At 55.9% G+C, this 19113-nt stretch carries 17 protein-coding genes; 15 read left to right on the forward strand and 2 right to left on the reverse strand.

Annotated elements, in window-relative coordinates; all coding sequences use genetic code 11:
• Positions 1–124: 124 nt before the first annotated feature.
• Positions 125–883, reverse strand: a complete 759-nt coding sequence (gene flgA / locus AUC60_RS22860) for a flagellar basal body P-ring formation chaperone FlgA (protein ID WP_087273134.1) — start codon at positions 881–883, stop codon at positions 125–127.
• Between the two features lie 79 nt (positions 884–962).
• On the opposite strand from flgA, the gene AUC60_RS22865 reads away from it, so the two are divergent.
• The 7 genes from AUC60_RS22865 to AUC60_RS22895 all read left to right on the forward strand — a co-directional run bounded on the left by AUC60_RS22865 (position 963) and on the right by AUC60_RS22895 (position 6483).
• The gene (locus AUC60_RS22865; RefSeq protein ID WP_087273137.1) at positions 963–1895 is read left to right on the forward strand and encodes a chemotaxis protein CheV; all 933 of its coding nucleotides are present in this window, start codon (positions 963–965) and stop codon (positions 1893–1895) included.
• Between the two features lie 44 nt (positions 1896–1939).
• Entirely contained in the window at positions 1940–2767 is an 828-nt protein-coding gene (gene cheR / locus AUC60_RS22870; RefSeq protein WP_167384390.1) for a protein-glutamate O-methyltransferase CheR, read from the forward strand.
• A 412-nt stretch (positions 2768–3179) separates the two neighbouring features.
• Positions 3180–3587 (forward strand): flagellar basal body rod protein FlgB, encoded by a 408-nt coding sequence (flgB, locus tag AUC60_RS22875; RefSeq protein ID WP_087273141.1) that lies wholly within the window; start codon positions 3180–3182, stop codon positions 3585–3587.
• Positions 3588–3590: 3 nt separating this feature from the next.
• Positions 3591–4031, forward strand: coding sequence for a flagellar basal body rod protein FlgC (gene flgC, locus AUC60_RS22880; RefSeq protein ID WP_087273143.1), 441 nt, complete (start codon positions 3591–3593; stop codon positions 4029–4031).
• Between the two features lie 14 nt (positions 4032–4045).
• Entirely contained in the window at positions 4046–4726 is a 681-nt protein-coding gene (locus tag AUC60_RS22885; protein ID WP_087273146.1) for a flagellar hook assembly protein FlgD, read from the forward strand.
• Between the two features lie 28 nt (positions 4727–4754).
• The gene (gene flgE / locus AUC60_RS22890; RefSeq protein WP_087273149.1) at positions 4755–6110 is read left to right on the forward strand and encodes a flagellar hook protein FlgE; all 1356 of its coding nucleotides are present in this window, start codon (positions 4755–4757) and stop codon (positions 6108–6110) included.
• 271 nt (positions 6111–6381) lie between these two features.
• Entirely contained in the window at positions 6382–6483 is a 102-nt protein-coding gene (locus tag AUC60_RS22895) for a flagellar basal body rod C-terminal domain-containing protein (protein ID WP_405622909.1), read from the forward strand.
• Positions 6484–6515: 32 nt separating this feature from the next.
• Here the strand turns inward: AUC60_RS22895 and AUC60_RS22900 are convergent, their stop codons facing one another.
• The gene (locus tag AUC60_RS22900; protein WP_087273154.1) at positions 6516–6707 is read right to left on the reverse strand and encodes a hypothetical protein; all 192 of its coding nucleotides are present in this window, start codon (positions 6705–6707) and stop codon (positions 6516–6518) included.
• A 308-nt stretch (positions 6708–7015) separates the two neighbouring features.
• On the opposite strand from AUC60_RS22900, the gene AUC60_RS22910 reads away from it, so the two are divergent.
• The 8 genes from AUC60_RS22910 to AUC60_RS22945 all read left to right on the forward strand — a co-directional run bounded on the left by AUC60_RS22910 (position 7016) and on the right by AUC60_RS22945 (position 19100).
• Positions 7016–7753, forward strand: a complete 738-nt coding sequence (locus AUC60_RS22910) for a flagellar basal body rod protein FlgF (protein ID WP_087273235.1) — start codon at positions 7016–7018, stop codon at positions 7751–7753.
• A 47-nt stretch (positions 7754–7800) separates the two neighbouring features.
• A complete protein-coding gene (flgG, locus tag AUC60_RS22915) occupies positions 7801–8589 on the forward strand; it encodes a flagellar basal-body rod protein FlgG (protein WP_087273159.1) in 789 nt (262 codons plus the stop codon).
• 123 nt (positions 8590–8712) lie between these two features.
• Entirely contained in the window at positions 8713–9396 is a 684-nt protein-coding gene (gene flgH, locus AUC60_RS22920; RefSeq protein WP_238599626.1) for a flagellar basal body L-ring protein FlgH, read from the forward strand.
• A 13-nt stretch (positions 9397–9409) separates the two neighbouring features.
• Positions 9410–10519: a flagellar basal body P-ring protein FlgI gene (locus tag AUC60_RS22925; RefSeq protein ID WP_087273164.1), complete on the forward strand. Its 1110-nt coding sequence runs from the start codon at positions 9410–9412 to the stop codon at positions 10517–10519.
• 11 nt (positions 10520–10530) lie between these two features.
• Positions 10531–11745 carry a flagellar assembly peptidoglycan hydrolase FlgJ gene (gene flgJ / locus AUC60_RS22930; RefSeq protein WP_087273167.1) on the forward strand — a complete coding sequence of 405 codons (1215 nt, stop codon included), beginning with the start codon at positions 10531–10533 and terminating at the stop codon, positions 11743–11745.
• Between the two features lie 10 nt (positions 11746–11755).
• A complete protein-coding gene (gene flgK, locus AUC60_RS22935) occupies positions 11756–13819 on the forward strand; it encodes a flagellar hook-associated protein FlgK (protein WP_087273170.1) in 2064 nt (687 codons plus the stop codon).
• A 13-nt stretch (positions 13820–13832) separates the two neighbouring features.
• Complete coding sequence (locus AUC60_RS22940) at positions 13833–15425, forward strand: flagellar hook-associated protein 3 (protein WP_087273173.1); 1593 nt, start codon at positions 13833–13835, stop codon at positions 15423–15425.
• 87 nt (positions 15426–15512) lie between these two features.
• Positions 15513–19100: a glycosyltransferase gene (locus AUC60_RS22945; protein WP_087273176.1), complete on the forward strand. Its 3588-nt coding sequence runs from the start codon at positions 15513–15515 to the stop codon at positions 19098–19100.
• The last annotated feature ends 13 nt before the right edge of the window (positions 19101–19113 follow it).

Raw genomic sequence — 19113 nt, forward strand, 5'->3', positions numbered from 1 at the left:
TGCAGAAAAACTTTAGCCTGCTAAGTGAAATCCATTTGCGTATACGCAGAAAATGGACCCCAAACCTCAGACGTTGTTTCGCAGTCTAGGAAAAACAAGCGTTTGACGCCAGCGTTCTATCGGATCACATAGGTGCCTCCACCTGTCCAGGGCCCGTGATATTGGCCTTTATAATTCGTTTTGAATTGAGGTTACGCACCCGTATTTGCTCGTTGAAAGTCCCGTCGGAGAGCGCTTCTCCAGGCATCCGTACAGCAATGGAGCCGCTTCGCGCAGTAATCACCACTTGGTCGCCTTTGCGCACCATCTGCGGCTGTTCCAGAAAATTGGGAGCAATGATCTGATCGATGACCATTGGTCGGAGAATTTTCTGTCCTAGCGCCTGATCTTCCGAGGATAAAAAGCCCTGACCCAACAGGCCGATATCTCGCTCGCGCATGGCGATATCCTGCTCGGTAATGATTTCATCGCGCTTGAGCGGGCGAATGGCAGTCACAACGTTGCGAAACAGGCGTACCTGGGCGGGCACGAACACCGTCCACGGTGACGAGCCATCGCAGCGTACGCGGGTTGAGACCCGGCCTACGGGGCGTGGGCTCTCCAGGCTCGCTGTCAATTCCTTGTCGCAAAAAGGCATGCGCATGCGCGGGTCTAGCTGGCGCACTTCAATTTCATAGCGACCTTCGATCTGGGCGGTCGCTAAATACTCTTCGACTGTGAATTCAAGAAACCCCTGAGTGACGCCGATAAGCTGTTCAGGCATTGTGAAACTGTCCGCCCGGCCGAAATTGACCAGGGTGGACAGGCACAACAAGGCCAACGAACAGAGCAGGCTGCGGTTCATTGAAATCGTGTGTCGGGAAATTGTCGTTTTTGCATTCATGACGTATAAAAAGCAAGGCCCGTGCCGCTTACCTGATCGGGTGCTGGGGCGATGGTTACTTTGATAGGGGAGTCGGAGCATGGCCGGTGTAATGGATTCAGTGAACCAGCGCACGCAGCTGGTTGGACAGAATCGCCTTGAGCTGTTGTTGTTCCGTCTGAACGGAAAACAGCTTTATGGGATCAACGTCTTCAAGGTGAAAGAGGTGCTGCAATGCCCCAAGCTCACCATAATGCCCAAATCGAGTCGGATCGTACGCGGTGTGGCGAATATTCGTGGCGGCACGATCCCTATTCTCGATCTGGCCATGGCAACCGGTTTGCCAGGGCAGATGTCGATTGATAACGCGTTCGTGATCATCACTGAGTACAACACCAAGGTTCAGGGCTTTCTGGTGGACTCGGTTGAGCGCATCGTGAATATGAACTGGGAAGAGATCCATCCGCCACCCAAGGGTACTGGCCGCGATCACTACCTCACGGCGGTGACGCGTGTCGACAACCAGTTGGTGGAAATTATTGACGTCGAGAAGATCCTCGCCGAAGTAGCGCCTATGTCGGAGTCGGTTTCCATTGGCGTTATCGACGAAGAGACGCACCACAAGGCTATTTCCTTGCGGGTACTGACAGTCGATGACTCTTCGGTGGCGCGCAAGCAGGTCAGCCGTTGCCTGCAGACCGTCGGTGTGGAGGTGGTAGCGCTTAACGACGGTCGTCAGGCTCTGGAGTATCTGAAGCAGCTGGTCGCTGAGGGCAAAAAGCCTGAAGAAGAATTTTTAATGATGATTTCCGACATCGAGATGCCGGAAATGGATGGCTACACGTTGACCTCCGAGATACGTAACGATCCCCGGATGCAGAAATTGCACATCGTTTTGCATACATCCCTGTCAGGTGTGTTCAATCAGGCTATGGTGAAGAAGGTTGGCGCGGATGACTTCCTTGCCAAATTCCGGCCTGACGACCTGGCGGCGCGAGTCGTGGACAGAATCAAGGCAGCAGACATCAGCTAGGGGCGTCGTTCCTGGTGGTTTTACATGATTTGAGAGGCGGCATTTTGGCTACGGGTAATTTGGATTTCGAGCAGTTCCGGGTATTTTTGGAAAAAGCCTGTGGCATCCTTTTGGGTGAAAACAAGCAGTACCTGGTTTCCAGTCGCCTCAACAAGTTGATGGAACAACAAGGCATCAAAACTCTGGGGGAGTTGATTCAGCGGATTCAGTCTCAGCCACGCAGCGGTTTGCGTGAGCAGGTGGTGGATGCGATGACGACCAACGAGACCTTGTGGTTTCGCGACACCTATCCGTTCGAAGTGATGAAGAACAAGGTGTTGCCAGAGGCGATCAAGGCGGCCCCTGGTCAGCGTTTGCGCATCTGGTCGGCCGCCTGCTCTTCGGGGCAGGAGCCGTACTCGCTGTCGATGACTATCGATGAGTTCGAGCGCAGCAATCCTGGTCAGCTCAAGTCCGGAGCGCAAATTGTTGCCACTGATCTGTCAGGCTTGATGCTCACCAACTGCAAGTCGGGGGAGTACGACAGCCTGGCAATCGGCAGGGGGCTGTCTCCGGACCGGTTGCAACGTTATTTCGACGTCAAGGGGCCGGGAAAGTGGGTCGTAAAGGCTCCGATCAAGAGTCGGGTCGAGTTCCGCGCCTTTAACCTGCTGGACAGCTACGCAAGCCTGGGCAAGTTCGACATCGTCTTTTGCCGCAACGTGCTGATCTACTTCTCGGCTGAAGTGAAGAAGGACATCCTGCTGCGCATTCACGGCACGCTCAAGCCGGGTGGCTATTTGTTCCTCGGTGCTTCCGAGGCGTTGAACGGTTTGCCGGACCATTATCAGATGGTGCAATGCAGCCCGGGCATTATTTACCAGGCCAAATAAGCTTCTTTGCTGTTCAGAAAAAGAGACCTTCGGGTCTCTTTTTTGTTTTTACCCTGCAGTGACTGAGCGCATTCGGTGAGCCTGGATGTGCCAGATGTTGATTTGCTAGCTGTTCCATTGCCTTCGCGGGCAAGCCTCGCTCTAACGGATAGCGACTGTCGGAGCGAGGCTTGCCCGCGAAGGCGTCGATGTGGCTAAAGCGGAAATCGCAGGCATACCCCGGCAACTGGCAACTTTACGGCACTCACCTTGCCGCTTATGCCGCTTTCGGCGGAAATGGCTTGCCGCTTTTCTGGCATCACGCCCGTCTCCCAGTCTCGCAGCCCTTTGAAAATGGGCTTTTCACAGATTGGCACGCTGATTGCTATGTCTCTATCAAGAAAATCTGGTCAACCGGTAAAGGTTTCCCGAAATGAGCATCAGCTTCGATAAAGCGCTAGGCATTCACGAAAAGGCACTGAGCTTCCGCGCTCAGCGTGCCGAAGTGCTCGCCAACAACATCACCAACGCCGACACGCCTAATTACAAGGCTCGCGATCTGGACTTCTCGTCCGTGCTGGCCGCTGAGAGCGACAAGGCAAAAAACGGCAAGTTTGGCCTGAACATGACCAATAGCCGTCATATCGAAGCTGAAGGTCTGGGCAACACAGACGGTACGTTGATGTACCGCACACCGTCTGCGCCGTCGCTGGATCAGAACACCGTCGACGCTCAGGTTGAAGGCGCCAACTACGCGGAGAACTCCGTAGGTTTCCAGGCCAGCTTCACTCTGCTCAACAGTAAATTCAAGGGGCTGGTTGCAGCCCTTCGCGGAGAGTAATTCATGTCTCTAGCTAACGTCTTCAACATTGCTGGTAGTGGCATGAGTGCTCAGACCACTCGGTTGAACACCACTGCCAGTAACATCGCCAACGCCGAAACCGTGTCTTCGAGCATGGATCAAACCTATCGCGCCCGTCACCCGGTGTTCGCGACGGTTTTCCAGCAAAGCCAACAGGGTGGCGGTTCCTTGTTTCAAGAGCAGGGTGAAGCCGGGCAGGGCGTACAGGTCAACGGCATCATCGAAGATGCTTCCAACCTTGAAGCGCGCTACGAGCCCAATCACCCGTCTGCTGACGGCAATGGCTACGTGTACTACCCGAACGTGAATGTCGTTGAAGAAATGGCCGACATGATTTCTGCCAGCCGTTCGTTCCAGACCAACGCGGAAATTATGAACACCGCCAAATCCATGATGCAAAAGGTTCTGACCCTCGGTCAGTGATAAGGGGCGAATAAATGGCCGTTGAAAACGATGTCTCAACGAATTTTATAAATGCGCTGCAAAACCCTGCAGCGTCTTCTTCGTCGAAGAATGACGCGCTGGGCAAAGATGCTTTCTTGCAGTTGCTGGTTACGCAGATGAAGAACCAGAACCCACTGGAGCCGCAGGACAACGGTGAGTTCGTTGCTCAGCTGGCACAGTTCAGCAGTCTGGAAAGCATGCAGAACCTGACCACCACGGTCGACAGCATTGCTGGCCTCTATCAGTCGTCGCAAGCGCTGCAAGCCTCTTCGCTGGTCGGGCGTTCGGTCATCGTCAATGCTGGTTCGACCACCGTCGATACCACCAAAGGTATGACTGGCTCGGTTGTTGTGCCGTCGGCCAGCTCCGTTACAAGTGTGAAGATTTATGACCCTCAGCTGAACCTGGTCAAGACCATTGATATGGGGACTCAGTCTGCCGGTAATGCAAGTTTCACCTGGGACGGCACCAATGATGCCGGTGAAAAAGTGGCTGCGGGTAACTACAGCTTCGTGGCTAACGGTTCTCTGGAAGGCAAGTCCACCTCGCTGGCGACTTACCTCCCTGCAACGGTCAATAGCGTAACGACCGGCGTTAACGGTGCAGAAATGGTACTCAATCTGGCCGGCGGCCAAAGTATCGGTCTGTCCCAAGTAAAAACAATCGGAATTTAGAGCCGACTCGACGGCGAAGGAGTGTTACATGTCATTCAATACCGGTCTTAGTGGGCTCTACGCGGCAAATAAAAGCCTCGACGTGGCAGGCAACAACATTGCCAACGTTGCGACCACGGGTTTCAAAGCTTCCCGTGTGGAGTTTGCCGACCAATACGCGCAATCCATCCGCGGTACTTCCGGCAATACCAACGTCGGCAGCGGCGTAAGAACTGCTGCGGTTTCCCAGCAGTTCACGCAGGGCACCTTGACCACCGGTACCGCGAACAGCCTGGACCTGGCGATCAACGGTAACGGCTTCTTCATGCTCAGCAACAACGGCGAAAGTCTGTATACCCGTGCTGGAGCATTCCATACCGACAAAGAAGGCTTTATCGTCAACAGTTCGGGTATGAATCTGCAAGGTTACAACGTAGATGCCAACGGCAACGTCGTGACGGGTGTTTTGTCGAACCTGCGTGTCGACTCTTCCAACCTGGCACCTAACCCGACCAACAATGTGACGATTGCGTCGAACCTGAACTCTACCGAAGTGGCTCCTACTGTCAGCCCTTTCAGTCCGTCCAATACCAAGTCTTACAACAGCACGTTCAGCACGCCGGTGTATGACTCTCAAGGTAATGAGCACTCACTGAACCAGTATTTCGTGAAGACTGGCACCAATACCTGGGACATGTATACCCTGATTGACGGTCGTACTATTAACAGTCCGGAAACCACCAGCCCGGATGTGGTAACTCCTGATGTGACTACATTGACCTTCGACTCCGCCGGGAAGCTGACCAGTTCGACAGTGAAGTCGCCTATTCCTGTCCCGCCAGCGCTGGCCAACGTTTCGGTCAATGCTGACGGCACTCTCCAGATCAACAACTGGAAGCCGGCGCTCAACACAGGTACCGCAACTGTTCCGAACTGGGTTGGGAATGGTGCTGTCGCTGCAACGGGCGGTATTGAGCTGGATATGTTGGCGACCACTCAAACCGCGTCGGTGTCGGGTGCGATTACCAAGAGCCAGAATGGCTATGCAACTGGCCAGATCAGCTCGATGAACGTTGATGCCACCGGCAACATGTTCGCGACCTACACCAACGGCCAGTCGAAAGTGATTGGTCAGGTTTCCTTGACCAACTTCGCCAACGTTCAAGGTCTGTCCCCTGCGGGCGGTACTAACTGGCGTGAAACCTTCGCTTCGGGTGTGGCGGTAACTGGCGCTCCTCAGTCGGGCACCCTGGGTGACATCACCGGGCAGGCGCTGGAAGACTCCAACGTCGACCTGACCATGGAACTGGTAAACCTGATCAAGGCGCAGAGCAACTATCAGGCAAACGCCAAGACCATCTCGACCCAGAGCACCATTATGCAGACCACTATTCAGATGGCTTGATGAAAGTCGCTGTTTAAGCTGCACAAAAGCCCCTTTTCGAAGGGGCTTTTTTATGGGCGTTTAAATAATAAAAAGTGGCCCTACGGCGAGTCTTGAATTGAGGGTTGATCACGCACTTACTACGGACATTTTCCTCGCACGATGAGGTGAGAATAAAACCTCATCACTAAAAACCGATAACGGTAATGCTTGCTGGACTCCGCCCGTTGTTTCGGGCGCGACGGATTGCGATACGCCGGGCGCGGATGTTCTGGGTGGGATTATCGGAAAAGTGCTGAAAGGTTCCAATGTCACGCTCGTTGACGAGTTGACCGCGCTGATTCAGGCGCAGGCAGCCTGTCAGGCCAATTCGAAAGCGATTCCATCTGAGTGACGTTGATGCAGCCTTTGATTCAGTCGACCTGATCAGATCGAACAATCTGACTTGATAAAGGAGCCTTTGAGTCGTGTCCAGCCCTTGCCGGGGCTGGTCTGCGCGCAGACGACGCGGTCTGCGCCTTGCCATTTGTAATAGCGGGCGTTCTTGGCTTGGGTGACGTTTGTGGTCATCGCAAGGATTGCAGCGATGATCAGGGCAAAACCTGCATGAGTTTTCATGTCGGTTGTCTGGCGTTCTCGGGATTCGGTTGGGTCCAAGCCTATCACCACGCTGGCTGGATTAAGAGTCATTTTCTGGCGCGGTCGGATCATCAGCGCAGTTTTTTTGGCGGCCAGTCCGCTGCATTTCTGGAAATGTGGCAATCCTCCGCCGCATTCGGGCAACTGACTTTGGCGAGTGGCTCAGGCGTGTCCGTTTTTGCTGAATAATCAGTGCTTTGTATCGCGTCTGACAAGTTGGTCCGGATATTGCTATCTCTCTGTCAGAACAGCTACAGGCGGCAAGCGTCTGTCAGAGGAGGATGACTGTGGACAAGTTGCTTTACGTCGCGATGAGCGGTGCATCTGAAAACGCCGTTGCGCAAAAGGCGCATGCCAACAACCTGGCAAACGTCTCGACCAATGGCTTCATGCGTGACCTGGAGCAGGCGCGTTCGATGCCGGTATTTGGCGAGGTTCAGCCTTCGCGTGCCTACGCCATGAGCGAACGTCCGGGTACTGACTTCAGTGGCGGCGCATTGATCGAAACCGGTCGCGAACTGGATATCGCAGTCAAAGGCGACGGCTGGATCGCAGTTCAGACACCTGACGGCGGCGAGGCTTATACCCGCAGCGCAGGCATGAATATTGACGCGCTTGGTGTGCTGCGTGCTGGCAACGGTTTGCCGGTCATGGGCAACGGCGGTCCGATTGCCGTGCCGCCTCAGCAGCAGATTGAAATTGGCGCTGACGGCACAATCAGCGTTCGGTCGCTGGGTGAAAGTGCTCAGGTGATGGCTCAGGTAGACCGCATCAAGCTGGTCAGACCTGACGTATCCACCATGGAGAAAGGTCCTGATGGCTTGATTCACCTCAAGAGCGGGGCTGCTGCTCCGGCAGATGCCAACGTTCAGGTCGAGTCAGGTTTCCTGCAAGCCAGCAACGTTAATGCCGTAGAAGAAATGACCGCCGTGCTGGCGCTGTCCCGCCAGTTTGAGTTGCACGTCAAGATGATGAAAACCGCCGAGACCAATGACGAGTCCGCGACTCGCATCTTGCAAGGCTAACGATTGATAGCTTGCGTCGATAATCCGACGCTCGAGGAGATTCAAGAATGCTTCCAGCACTGTACGTTGCAAAAACCGGTCTCGCCGCTCAGGACATGAACCTGACGACCATTTCCAACAACCTGGCAAACGTGTCGACCACAGGCTTTAAAAGTGATCGTGCCGAATTCCAGGACCTGCTTTATCAGATCAAGCGTCAGCCGGGCGCTCAGTCGACTCAGGACAGCGAATTGCCGTCCGGTCTGCAACTGGGTACCGGTGTGCGCATCGTCGGCACGCAGAAGAGCTTCACCGCTGGCAGCCTTGAGACCACTGAAAACCCGCTCGATATCGCGGTCAACGGTCGTGGTTTCCTGCAAATCATGCAGCCGGACGGCACTATCGCTTACACCCGTGACGGTACGTTCCACCTGGACGGCAACGGCCAGATCGTGACCGCCAACGGCTATGCGCTGGAGCCAGCCATCGTCGTGCCACAAAACGCCCAGACCTTCACGGTCGGCCAGGACGGTACCGTATCGATCACGCTGGCCGGTGCGACTGCAACGCCACAGATCATCGGCAACATCCAGACAGCTGACTTCATCAACCCGGCCGGCTTGCAGGCTCAAGGCGGCAACCTGTTCCTGGAAACTGCCTCCAGCGGCGCACCGCAAGTCGGTACGCCTGGCTTGAACGGTCTGGGTACGACGTTGCAGAACACACTGGAAGCTTCCAACGTCAGCACCGTTGAAGAGCTGGTCAACATGATCACCACTCAACGCGCTTACGAGATGAACTCCAAAGTCATCTCCACCGCTGACCAGATGCTGCAAAACCTGACGCAGAATCTGTAACACCTTGATCCATCTGTTTGACCTGTTGCTGTACCCGCTCAATTCGATGAGGCGTCTGCCCGGCGCCTGCTACACCGCGAGGTTTTAAGTGTCATGAAACGGCTATCTGTTCTGCGGTTTTCAATGTTGGTGGTGCCATTCTGTGGAGTTGCTCTGCTGGCAGGCTGCGTTGCGCCCAATGCCAAGCCTAATGACCCTTATTACGCGCCGGTGATGCCGCGTACACCGTTGCCGGCTGCGGCGAACAACGGTTCGATTTATCAGGCGGGTTTTGAGCAGAACATGTATGGCGACCGCAAGGCTTTCCGTGTGGGCGACATCATTACCATCACCCTGTCCGAGCGTATGGCAGCGAGTAAGGCAGCCAGTTCGGCTATTACCAAAGACAGCACGGCCAATATCGGTCTGACCTCGCTGTTCGGTTCCAGTCTGGTTACCAACAACCCGATCGGTCGTAACGATTTGAGCCTGAGCGCTGGCTATAACGGCGCGCGTTCCACTGAGGGTGACGGCAAGGCTGCGCAAAGTAACAGCCTGACCGGTTCGGTCACCGTGACCGTTGCTGATGTGATGCCCAATGGCATCCTCGCGGTTCGTGGGGAAAAGTGGATGACCCTGAACACCGGTGATGAGCTGGTGCGCATCGCGGGTCTGGTTCGTGCCGACGACATTGCAACCGATAACACCGTTTCGTCCACTCGTGTGGCCGATGCGCGCATTACGTATTCAGGTACTGGTGCATTTGCCGATTCGAGTCAGCCAGGCTGGTTCGACCGGTTCTTCCTCAGCCCGTTGTTCCCTTTCTGATAGCGGGATAAACATGATCAATCTCAAGCAACTGCTCGCGGCAGTACTGTTGTTGTCCACCACGTTCGGCGCTCATGCCGAGCGCTTGAAAGACATCGCCAGTATTTCCGGCGTACGGGCCAACCAGTTGATCGGTTACGGCCTGGTGGTGGGGCTCAATGGTACGGGTGACCAGACCACGCAAACCCCGTTTACCCTGCAGACTTTCAACAACATGCTGGCGCAGTTTGGCATCAAGGTGCCACCTGGCTCCGGCACCGTGCAGTTGAAAAACGTTGCGGCAGTAGCGGTGTATGCAGACTTGCCTGCGTTCGCCAAGCCGGGTCAGACCGTCGACATTACCGTGTCGTCGATCGGTAACTCGAAAAGTCTGCGGGGCGGTGCCTTGTTGATGACGCCGATGAAAGGTGTCGACGGCAACGTCTATGCGATCGCTCAGGGCAACCTGGTCGTGGGCGGGTTTGATGCGGAAGGCCGTGACGGTTCGAAGATCACTGTCAACGTTCCGTCTTCCGGTCGTATCCCTGGCGGCGCTTCGGTAGAGCGGGCTGTACCGAGCGGTTTCAACCAGGGCAATACGCTGACGCTGAACCTGAACCGTTCGGACTTCACCACCGCCAAGCGCGTGGTGGACAAGATCAACGATCTGCTTGGTCCAGGTGTTGCTCAGGCGCTGGATGGCGGCTCGGTCCGAGTGACTGCGCCACTGGATCCGGGGCAGCGCGTTGACTATCTGTCGGTGCTGGAAAACCTCGAAATCGATCCGGGTCAGACTGCAGCCAAAGTCATTATCAACTCGCGTACGGGCACCATTGTGATTGGGCAGAACGTCAAGGTTTCGCCTGCTGCGGTGACTCACGGCAGCCTGACAGTGACCATTACCGAGGACCCGATTGTCAGCCAGCCAGGACCGTTGTCCGGTGGTCAGACGGCGGTGGTGCCGCGCTCCAAGGTTAACGCCCAGCAAGAGCTGCACCCTATGTTCAAGTTCGGTCCTGGTACCACGCTGGACGAGATCGTCCGTGCGGTTAACCAGGTGGGCGCTGCGCCCGGTGACTTGATGGCAATTCTTGAAGCATTGAAGCAGGCCGGTGCGTTGCAAGCCGACCTGATCGTGATCTGAGGACGTTGTCGATGGATATGCCAAAGAGCCCGATTTCTTCAGGTGTCGATTCAGGTGCGTACACCGACCTTAATCGTCTGAACTCGTTGAAAACCGGTGATGTGAACAGCGATGCCAACCTGAAAAAGGTGGCGCAGGAGTTCGAGTCGCTGTTCGTCAGTCAGATGCTCAAGGCAATGCGTTCTGCCAACGAAGTGCTGGCCAAGGATAACCCGATGAATACTGCTGCAACCCGGCAGTATCAGGATATGTATGACCAGCAGCTCTCCGTGACCCTGTCCGGTCGCGGTAACGGCATTGGTCTGCAAGACGTGCTGATGCGTCAGTTGTCCAAGACCCGCAACATGCACACCGCTGCAACAGCTGACGCGGCCAAGGGCGATGCTTCGGCCGCCGCAAACGGCTTGGCCGCCAGCGTCCAGCAGCGGCCATTGTGGGCAACCCGTTCTGCTTCAAGCGATAAGTCCGCTGTTGTGGCCGAAGGACGCAACGACATGGCCGCGCTCAATTCCCGGCGTCTGGCGTTGCCCAGCAAACTCACTGATCGTTTGCTGGCGGGCATCGTGCCGTCTGGCGCGACTGAGTTGGCGCCTCTTGCCCGCAATAATGTGGCGAGCAAAAGCTCTGGCAATGGCGACTGGACGATGGATCCGAACCTGGCCCCAGCGACGCCGCAGTATGTGCGCAGCATGGCTCAGCCGCCACTGGCTCCGGCCAAGCGCGCGTTTGGTAATTCCGATGAGTTTATGGCCACGATGTTGCCGCTGGCCAAGGACGCTGCCGCGCGTATCGGCGTGGATCCGGCGATATTGGTGGCACAGGCTGCGCTTGAAACCGGTTGGGGCAAATCGATCATGCGTCAGCAGGATGGCAGCAGCAGTCACAACCTGTTCGGTATCAAGGCCACGGGTAGCTGGAACGGGGCGCAGGCCCGGGCAATCACCAGCGAGTTCCGTGACGGCAAGATGGTCAAGGAGACGGCGGACTTCCGTTCGTACGACTCCTTCGCAGACAGCTTCCACGACCTGGTAAGCCTGTTGCAGAACAACAATCGCTATAAAGAAGTGGTTAATTCTGCCGATAACCCGGAACAGTTTGTAAAAGAGTTGCAGAAGGCTGGATACGCTACCGATCCAGACTATGCCAGCAAAATTTCGCAGATTGCGAAACAGATGAAGAGTTACCAGAACTACGCCGCCGCTACGGGCTCTTCCACGACTTTATAAGGTTTTAATCATGTCGCTGCTTTCAATTGGGTTGTCCGGGATTAACGCGAGCAGTGCCGCGATCAATACCATCGGTAACAACACGGCTAACGTGGATACCGCTGGTTATTCGCGTCAGCAGGTGATGACTACTGCTTCGGCACAGCGCAATATCGGCATTGGTGTTGGCTTCATCGGTACAGGCACGACCCTGTCCGATGTGCGCCGCATCTACAACAGCTATCTTGACGCCCAATTGCAGTCCAGTACCTCACTCAGCGCAGACGCGGTCGCCTATTCCGGGCAGGCCAGCAAGACCGACACCTTGCTGTCTGACAGCACGACCGGCGTGGCGGCGCAGTTGTCGAAGTTCTTCACCGACCTGCAAAGTATTGCGACATACCCTACGCAGTCGGCGGAGCGCTCTTCGTTTCTGACGCAGGCAAATGCACTGTCGGCGCGCTTCAACTCAGTGGCTGCGCAGCTGTCTTCGCAGAACGAAAACGTCAACTCGCAACTGAGTACGTTCACGACTCAAGTCAATGAGTTGACCACGACCATTGCCAGCCTGAACAAACAGATTACCCAGGCGTCTGGCGGCAACACTTCGCCAAACAGCCTGCTTGATTCGCGCAACGAAGCGGTGCGCCAGCTCAGCGGCCTGGTGGGCGTTAAAGTCATTGAAACCAATGGTAACTACGACGTTTATACCGGTACCGGACAATCGTTGGTCAGCGGTTCGTCGGCGTACAAAATGTCGGCTACCCCGAGTAAAGAAGATCCGCTGCAGTACAACGTCCAGATCACCTATGGAAACACTGATACCGATGTGACGTCAGTGATCACGGGCGGCTCGATTGGTGGTTTGCTGCGTTACCGTTCCGAAGTGTTGACGCCTGCGACCAACGAGCTGGGTCGCGTTGCTATTGTCTTGTCCGATCAGATCAACAAGCAGTTGATGCAGGGTATCGACAGCAAAGGCAACTTCGGCACCGCGTTGTTCAATAGCATCAACGATGCTGCTCTGATCACCCAGCGCAGCACCGGTGCAACGACCAACAGTGCGGGTTCCGGCAACCTGAGCGTGACGATCGGCAATGCCAGTGCGTTGACCGCTGACGATTACGAAGTGACCTTCACCGGCCCTACCGATAACGACTACCTGGTGCGCCGTTTGCCCAATGGCGAGTCTGTCGGTACGGGTTCGCTGACCGACGATCCTCCCAAGCAATTCGAAGGCTTCAGCCTGTCCCTCAGCGGGGCAGCGGTGAAAGCCGGCGACGTATTCAAAGTGACGCCGACGCGCAATGGCGCCTCGGGCCTGGCTGTAGCGCTGACCGATCCCAAAGACATCGCTGCTGCTGCGCCGCTGACGGCGACTGCCGGTGCGAGCAACTCCGGCACCGGTGGTTTCACTCAGCCGTCGATTAGCAGCCCTGTCGATATCTACGACACGACCAAAGTGACCGACTGGAGAAACGCTGTTCAGAGCAATACGCCGATGCGTATTGTCATGGGAACGGTCACCAGTGGCGTGCAAAGCTATTCGTTGGTGAATGCCCAAGGCGCACCAGTGCTCGATCAGAATGGTACCGCTATCACCGGCACGATCATCCCTGGCCAGAGCAACAACCTCAAGCTCAACGTGGGCTACACAGACAACAGCACCACCCCGGCTTCACAAACCGCGCTGACCATTGAAATGTCAGTATCCGGTACGCCGCAACCCAATGACACCTTTAGCATCTCGATGACGGGCGGGGGTTCTTCGGATAACCGCAATGCTACGGCCGCTGTTGCCTTGCAGACCGCCAAGACGGTCGGTGTGAACAATGGCAATGTGGGCACCAGCCTGTCCGGTGCGTACGGTGATCTGGTGGGCACGGTGGGTACCCGGTCAAGTCAGGGTAAAAGTGACGTCACCGCGACCGCGGCCGTTCTGACCCAGGCCAAGTCTGCACGTGACTCCGTCTCGGGCGTTTCCCTGGATGAAGAAGCGGCCAACCTGATCAAGTACCAGCAGTACTACACCGCGTCTTCGCAAATCATCAAAGCAGCGCAGTCGATCTTCTCGACGCTGCTCAACAGCCTTTAAGGAATCGTAAATCATGCGTATTTCTACTACTCAGTTTTACGAAATCTCGACCCAGAACTATCAGCGCAGCTACGCGAACGTGCTCAAGACGGGCGAAGAGGTCTCCAGCGGGGTGAAGCTCAATACCGCCAGCGACGACCCGGTCGGTGCGGCTCGTGTTCTGCAGCTTTCTCAGCAGAACTCAATGCTGACGCAGTACAAGTCGAACATTAACGTTATCAATACCAACATTGCCAACTCTGAAACGGCACTGACCAGCATCGGGTCGGCCATCCAGGCTGCGCGTGAGCTGATCATCAAGGCTGGCAACGGTTCCTACACTGACTCTGACCGTGTTTCGACCGCGGGTGAGCTCAAGCAACTGCAAAGTCAGATTCTGGGTTTGATGAACACCCAGGATTCCAATGGCCAGTACATTTTTTCCGGCACCAAGTCCTCAACGCCGCCGTACTCGATGAACTCTGACGGGACTTACACCTATAACGGTGATCAGACGACCATCGATCTTGCCGTGGGTGATGGGCTCAAACTGCCAAGTAATGTCACTGGCTTTGAAGCATTCGAAAAGGCCGTCAACACAACGCGTGTGTCGTCTACCGTCAGTGCCGGTCCCAACGACGGCAAGGTAGGGCTGACCAGCGGTCTGGTGAAGTCCACCTCGGCTTACAACGACAGCTTTCAGAGCGGCGAACCCTACACGCTGACGTTCACCAGCGGCAGTACATTCCAGATCTTTGACAGCGCCGGTAACGACAAGACCAGTGAAGTATCGACGACAGGTAACTTCGACTTCAGCACCTTCGAGAATCAGACTTTCAATTTCCGTGGTGTGGAGTTGAACTTGAACGTCAACCTGACGGCTGCCGAGAAAGCCACCGCAGCCACTGCTGGTGCGGTGTTGACCGGGCGCAGCTTCGAGGTCGCGTCGACCCCTGACAGCGTGACCGCCATCCGTAACCCGGGCAATACGTCGAGCACTGCCATCACTCAGTCCGCGGTTGGCTCGAGCGCGGCGGACAAGACTGCATTCAACACAACATTCCCGAGCAGCGGCGCAACGCTGCGCTACTCCACGGTCAATGGTTATGAGCTTTACGCTTCGCCTTATGCAGCCGGTAACACCCCGGTCGCAACCGGCGTAGTAACCGGCTCGACGGTCAAGGCGGCTGGTGTCGACTTCACGATCGCGGGCGGTCCGCCAAATGACGGTGACATTTTCATCATCGAGTCCGGTACGCACCAGACGGAGAACGTGCTCAACACGTTGACCGCAGCCATCAAAGCGATCAGTACCCCTAGCGATGGAAATCTGGTTGCAACCCAGGCGCTGAATTCGGCACTGACTTCCGCGCTGGGTAACATCACCAGCAGCGGTGAGCAAGTGAGCACTGCTATCTCTGCCGGTGGTGCACGGCAGAATGCCGCGATTGCACAGGGCACAACCAACGATCTATTGTTGGGCAACAACGAACTTGAGTCAGGCAAAATCGTGAACAGCGATGTTGTTGAAGCGACGACACGTCTGACTTTGCAGAAGACCATGCTGGAAGCATCGCAAATGGTCTTTACCCAGTTGTCCAAGTTGAACCTGTTCAGCCAGATCTAACACTCTGGCGTCGAGCGCAGGCCGTTTTTTTAGCGGTGAGAGGGGGCCAGGATTTGGCTGGTTCCCCGCCGCTCGTGAGTTAGTACAGTGAATCAAACTCCTCTCGTTAGTATCGTCATTCCCGCCTTCAATCCACGCTACTTTCGAGCGGCGCTGCAAAGTGCCCTGGCTCAGGTTTACGAGCCGCTCGAGATCATCGTCTGCGACGACTGCCCTTCGAACGAAATCAAAGACATCTATGACGAACTGGCGCAGTCCTCGGCCGTCGTTACGCGCTATGTCAAAAATCCGCACCGGCTGGGTTTTCAGGGCAACATGCTCAAATGTCTGGACGAGGCCAGTGGCGAATACATCAAGTTTCTTTGTGATGATGACCGCCTGGACATCAATTGCGTCGCCCGTCAGGCCCCGGCGCTGGACGCTCTGCCAGACGTACAGTTGGTGATCAGCCGACGACACCTGGTTGATGTTGAGGATTACATTCTTCCCGCGCGCATGGAGAACATAGGACTGGTGCCCTATGACGCTCTGTTCAAGGGCGAAGATATGCTGGCGATTCATGAAAAGACGCCGCGCAACTATCTTGGCGGTTTCAGCGGTGCGTTGATGCGCACTGCCGATGTTCGCCACTATCTGCCTTCCCTCGCGCAGCCAGGCCAGGGCTTTGCAGGGCTGCTGGATTTTGCTTTGTTCAACTGCTTGCTTCGGCGCGGAAATCTGGTCGCTTTACATAGCACCGACAGCGTTGAGCGATTGCACCCCAAGCGTATGAGCCAGCAGCCTGAGTTACTTGGGGCAACCACGACCGAATGGGGCTGGCTCGGTGAGATGCTCAAGGTACGTAGCGGTGAGCAGGCTCCAGCTTCGGGCTGGGTACGTTTTGCTTCTCTGAAAAATGTTCTCGCCGATACGGATTGGGAATGGGACGAAGTTGGCCTGTATGGGTTGATGGCCGCGCGGCAAGGCATCATGAATAGCCGTGCCGGCAGTGATGCAGATAGCTATTCCGAATTTTATGCGGCTTGGCTGGCATGCCGTGTGTTCACACCCTGGCAGAAAAAATACCTGCCCCGGCGCGTTGCCAGTTGGGCATCGCAACCAAGAATCGTACCGGTGATCATTGATCAATACGGGGATTCTGACGCGCTGGATTTGACACTCAAAAGTATTGCCGTTCAGGCGTATGCCGCTGAATCAGTGGTGGTGTTCACCGACACTGTGAGCGCGATGGATGCACAGGTCTTGCGTCTTCCGCTACAGGCCAGTCTCGGTCAGCAACTCAATGATCTATTGCCATTGCTGGAAAATGCTGACTGGATCTACCTGTTACGCGCAGGTGACCGGCTGACCGAACCTGCTTTGATGGTTCTGGCCGAGCGCGTTGCCCAGAAGCCAGGGCTACTGTGCGTGTACAGCGATGAAGGCGCCTTGCATGAAGGGGATGAGTCTCAGGTTCCAGTGTTCAAACCCGACTTCAATCTGGACCTGATGCGTGGCTACCCTTATGTCGGTCGGACTCTGGCGTTCGAGCGACGCGCATTGCTGGATCTCGGTGGTTTTGACGCTGTACATGGCGAGTTGGCGCCGCACGATGTTATCTGGCGAATAGTCGAGAGCACTGGCCCGCAGGCGATTGAGCACATCGCCGAGATTCAGGTCGAGTCCAGGCTGGCGCTGAGCGATTGGTTGTCGTTGCCCGAGGTCATCGAGCGCAGTGAACCGCTGGTTGCGGCGCATTTGCAGCGTTTGGGCATCGAGCACGTCATTCATCATGATCAGATGCCGTTGCTCAACCGCATCGAGTATGTGCACGACTTCAGCCCGCTGATCTCGATCATCATCAGCAGCAAAGACCAATTGTTTGCTCTGGAGCGCTGTGTCGACAGCTTGCTCAGCAAAACTGCTTATGTGAATTACGAAGTCCTGCTCGTCGACAGGGCCAGTGAAAGTCAGGATGCCCGTACCTGGTTCGCGGCCATGGGCGAGCTGGGTAGCGACAAGCTTCGGGTATTGTCGGCTCCTGATCCTGAGAACGACGCCGCCACTCTGAATTTTGCTGCCCGGCAAGCGCGCGGCGAATACCTGCTGCTGTTGAGCCCTCATGCGGTGATCTTCGATAGCCACTGGCTGGACGGCTTGCTCAACCATGCCCAGAGACCGGAAGTGGGAATAGTGGGTAGCCGCGTGCTCGACTCCCAGGGGGCGATCATTTACGCGGGCATGGTACTGGGAATGAACGGCCTTGCGGGTAGGCCTTCCGTACATCAGCCTGCTACGTCTACCGGCTATATGCAGCGTTTGCAGCTCGCGCAGAACTGGAGCGCACTCAGCGGCAATTGCCTGATGGTGCGTAAAGAGGTGTTCGACACCGCTGGCGCGATGGAGGAGTCCGTCTTCACCCAGGGCCTGAACGACCTCGACCTGTGCATGCGTGTGGGCCGTGATGGCTACCTGATTGTCTGGACGCCAGCGTCCTCGATCATTCTCATCGAGCCTGCAGCGTTGCCTCGCAGTGAGTCGTCGAGCGCGCGGTTGAAGCAGGAGCAGGAGGCGTTCTACCTCCGCTGGCTGCCGCGCATCGCCCGCGACCCCGCATACAATCCGAACCTGTCTCTGAGCGAGTCGTTGTCATTCAGTATTGAACAAGGGTTGCGTGCTGGATGGAACCCGTTCGTCACGCGCAATTTGCCGTCCATTCTGGGCATGGCCGTCAACTCATCGGCGGTCGGGCACTATCGGGTCAGTCATCCGCTGCAAGAACTGCAGGCCGCAGGACGAATTATTGGCAAAATGAGTTACGAGTCGCCTTCGATTATCGAAATCGAGCGCCAGTCACCGGATGTCATTGTTTTTCAGGGGCGGTATACAGAGGCCAAGGTTCCGGACATCTATCAGGTCAAAACGTATTCCAGTGCGATGCGCATTTTTGAACTGGATGACTACATCGCTGACGTTCCCGAGAAGAATGAGCACCGACGCAACATGCCCGACAATATCGGCGCCATGTTACGCAAAGGGATCGCCGGTTGTGATCGGGTTGTCGTATCGACCCACCCGTTGGCGCAGGCCTTGTCAAGCATGCACACGGACATTCGTGTAGTGCCAAACATGTTGGCCACCCAGTTATGGAGCACTCTGAAAAAGAGTCAGCGCCGTACCTCCGGGAAGCCTCGTATAGGATGGGGTGGCGGTACCAGTCACCGGGGCGATCTTGAGCTCATCGCAGATGTCGTTCGTGAGCTCGCCAATGAGGTGGAGTGGGTCTTTTTTGGCATGTGCCCTGATTTGCTCCGGCCTTACATTCACGAGTTTCACTCTGCGGTAGCCCTTAGCAGTTACCCTGCAAAACTTGCCAGCCTCAATCTGGATCTCGCTCTGGCTCCATTGGAGTTCCATATCTTCAATGATTGCAAAAGCAATCTGCGGCTTCTGGAATACGGAGCGTGCGGGTATCCGGTAATTTGTTCCGATACCGAGGCTTACCGCGGTCATCTGCCTGCGACCCGTATTCACACGAATACCACCCAGGAGTGGTTGGCAGCCATTCGCATGCACCTCTCGGATCCCGACGCCAGCTATCGCATGGGCGACGAATTGCAGGAAGCGGTGTTGCGCGATTTCATGTTGAGGGGGGATAACCTCCAGTACTGGGCTAACGGATGGCTGCCGGACTAACACCATTCATAAA

Source organism: Pseudomonas caspiana (genome assembly GCF_002158995.1).
Classification (GTDB): domain Bacteria; phylum Pseudomonadota; class Gammaproteobacteria; order Pseudomonadales; family Pseudomonadaceae; genus Aquipseudomonas; species Aquipseudomonas caspiana.

Excerpts from the sequence above, each read along its gene's own strand:
- AUC60_RS22900 (WP_087273154.1), bottom strand. The coding sequence starts at position 6,707 with ATGAAAACTCATGCAGGTTTTGCCCTGATCATCGCTGCAATCCTTGCG.
- flgE (WP_087273149.1), top strand. The coding sequence starts at position 4,755 with ATGTCATTCAATACCGGTCTTAGTGGGCTCTACGCGGCAAATAAAAGC.
- AUC60_RS22925 (WP_087273164.1), top strand. The coding sequence starts at position 9,410 with ATGATCAATCTCAAGCAACTGCTCGCGGCAGTACTGTTGTTGTCCACC.
- flgC (WP_087273143.1), top strand. The coding sequence starts at position 3,591 with ATGTCTCTAGCTAACGTCTTCAACATTGCTGGTAGTGGCATGAGTGCT.
- AUC60_RS22865 (WP_087273137.1), top strand. The coding sequence starts at position 963 with ATGGCCGGTGTAATGGATTCAGTGAACCAGCGCACGCAGCTGGTTGGA.
- flgJ (WP_087273167.1), top strand. The coding sequence starts at position 10,531 with ATGGATATGCCAAAGAGCCCGATTTCTTCAGGTGTCGATTCAGGTGCG.
- flgB (WP_087273141.1), top strand. The coding sequence starts at position 3,180 with ATGAGCATCAGCTTCGATAAAGCGCTAGGCATTCACGAAAAGGCACTG.
- flgH (WP_238599626.1), top strand. The coding sequence starts at position 8,713 with ATGTTGGTGGTGCCATTCTGTGGAGTTGCTCTGCTGGCAGGCTGCGTT.
- flgK (WP_087273170.1), top strand. The coding sequence starts at position 11,756 with ATGTCGCTGCTTTCAATTGGGTTGTCCGGGATTAACGCGAGCAGTGCC.
- flgA (WP_087273134.1), bottom strand. The coding sequence starts at position 883 with ATGAATGCAAAAACGACAATTTCCCGACACACGATTTCAATGAACCGC.
- flgG (WP_087273159.1), top strand. The coding sequence starts at position 7,801 with ATGCTTCCAGCACTGTACGTTGCAAAAACCGGTCTCGCCGCTCAGGAC.
- AUC60_RS22885 (WP_087273146.1), top strand. The coding sequence starts at position 4,046 with ATGGCCGTTGAAAACGATGTCTCAACGAATTTTATAAATGCGCTGCAA.
- AUC60_RS22940 (WP_087273173.1), top strand. The coding sequence starts at position 13,833 with ATGCGTATTTCTACTACTCAGTTTTACGAAATCTCGACCCAGAACTAT.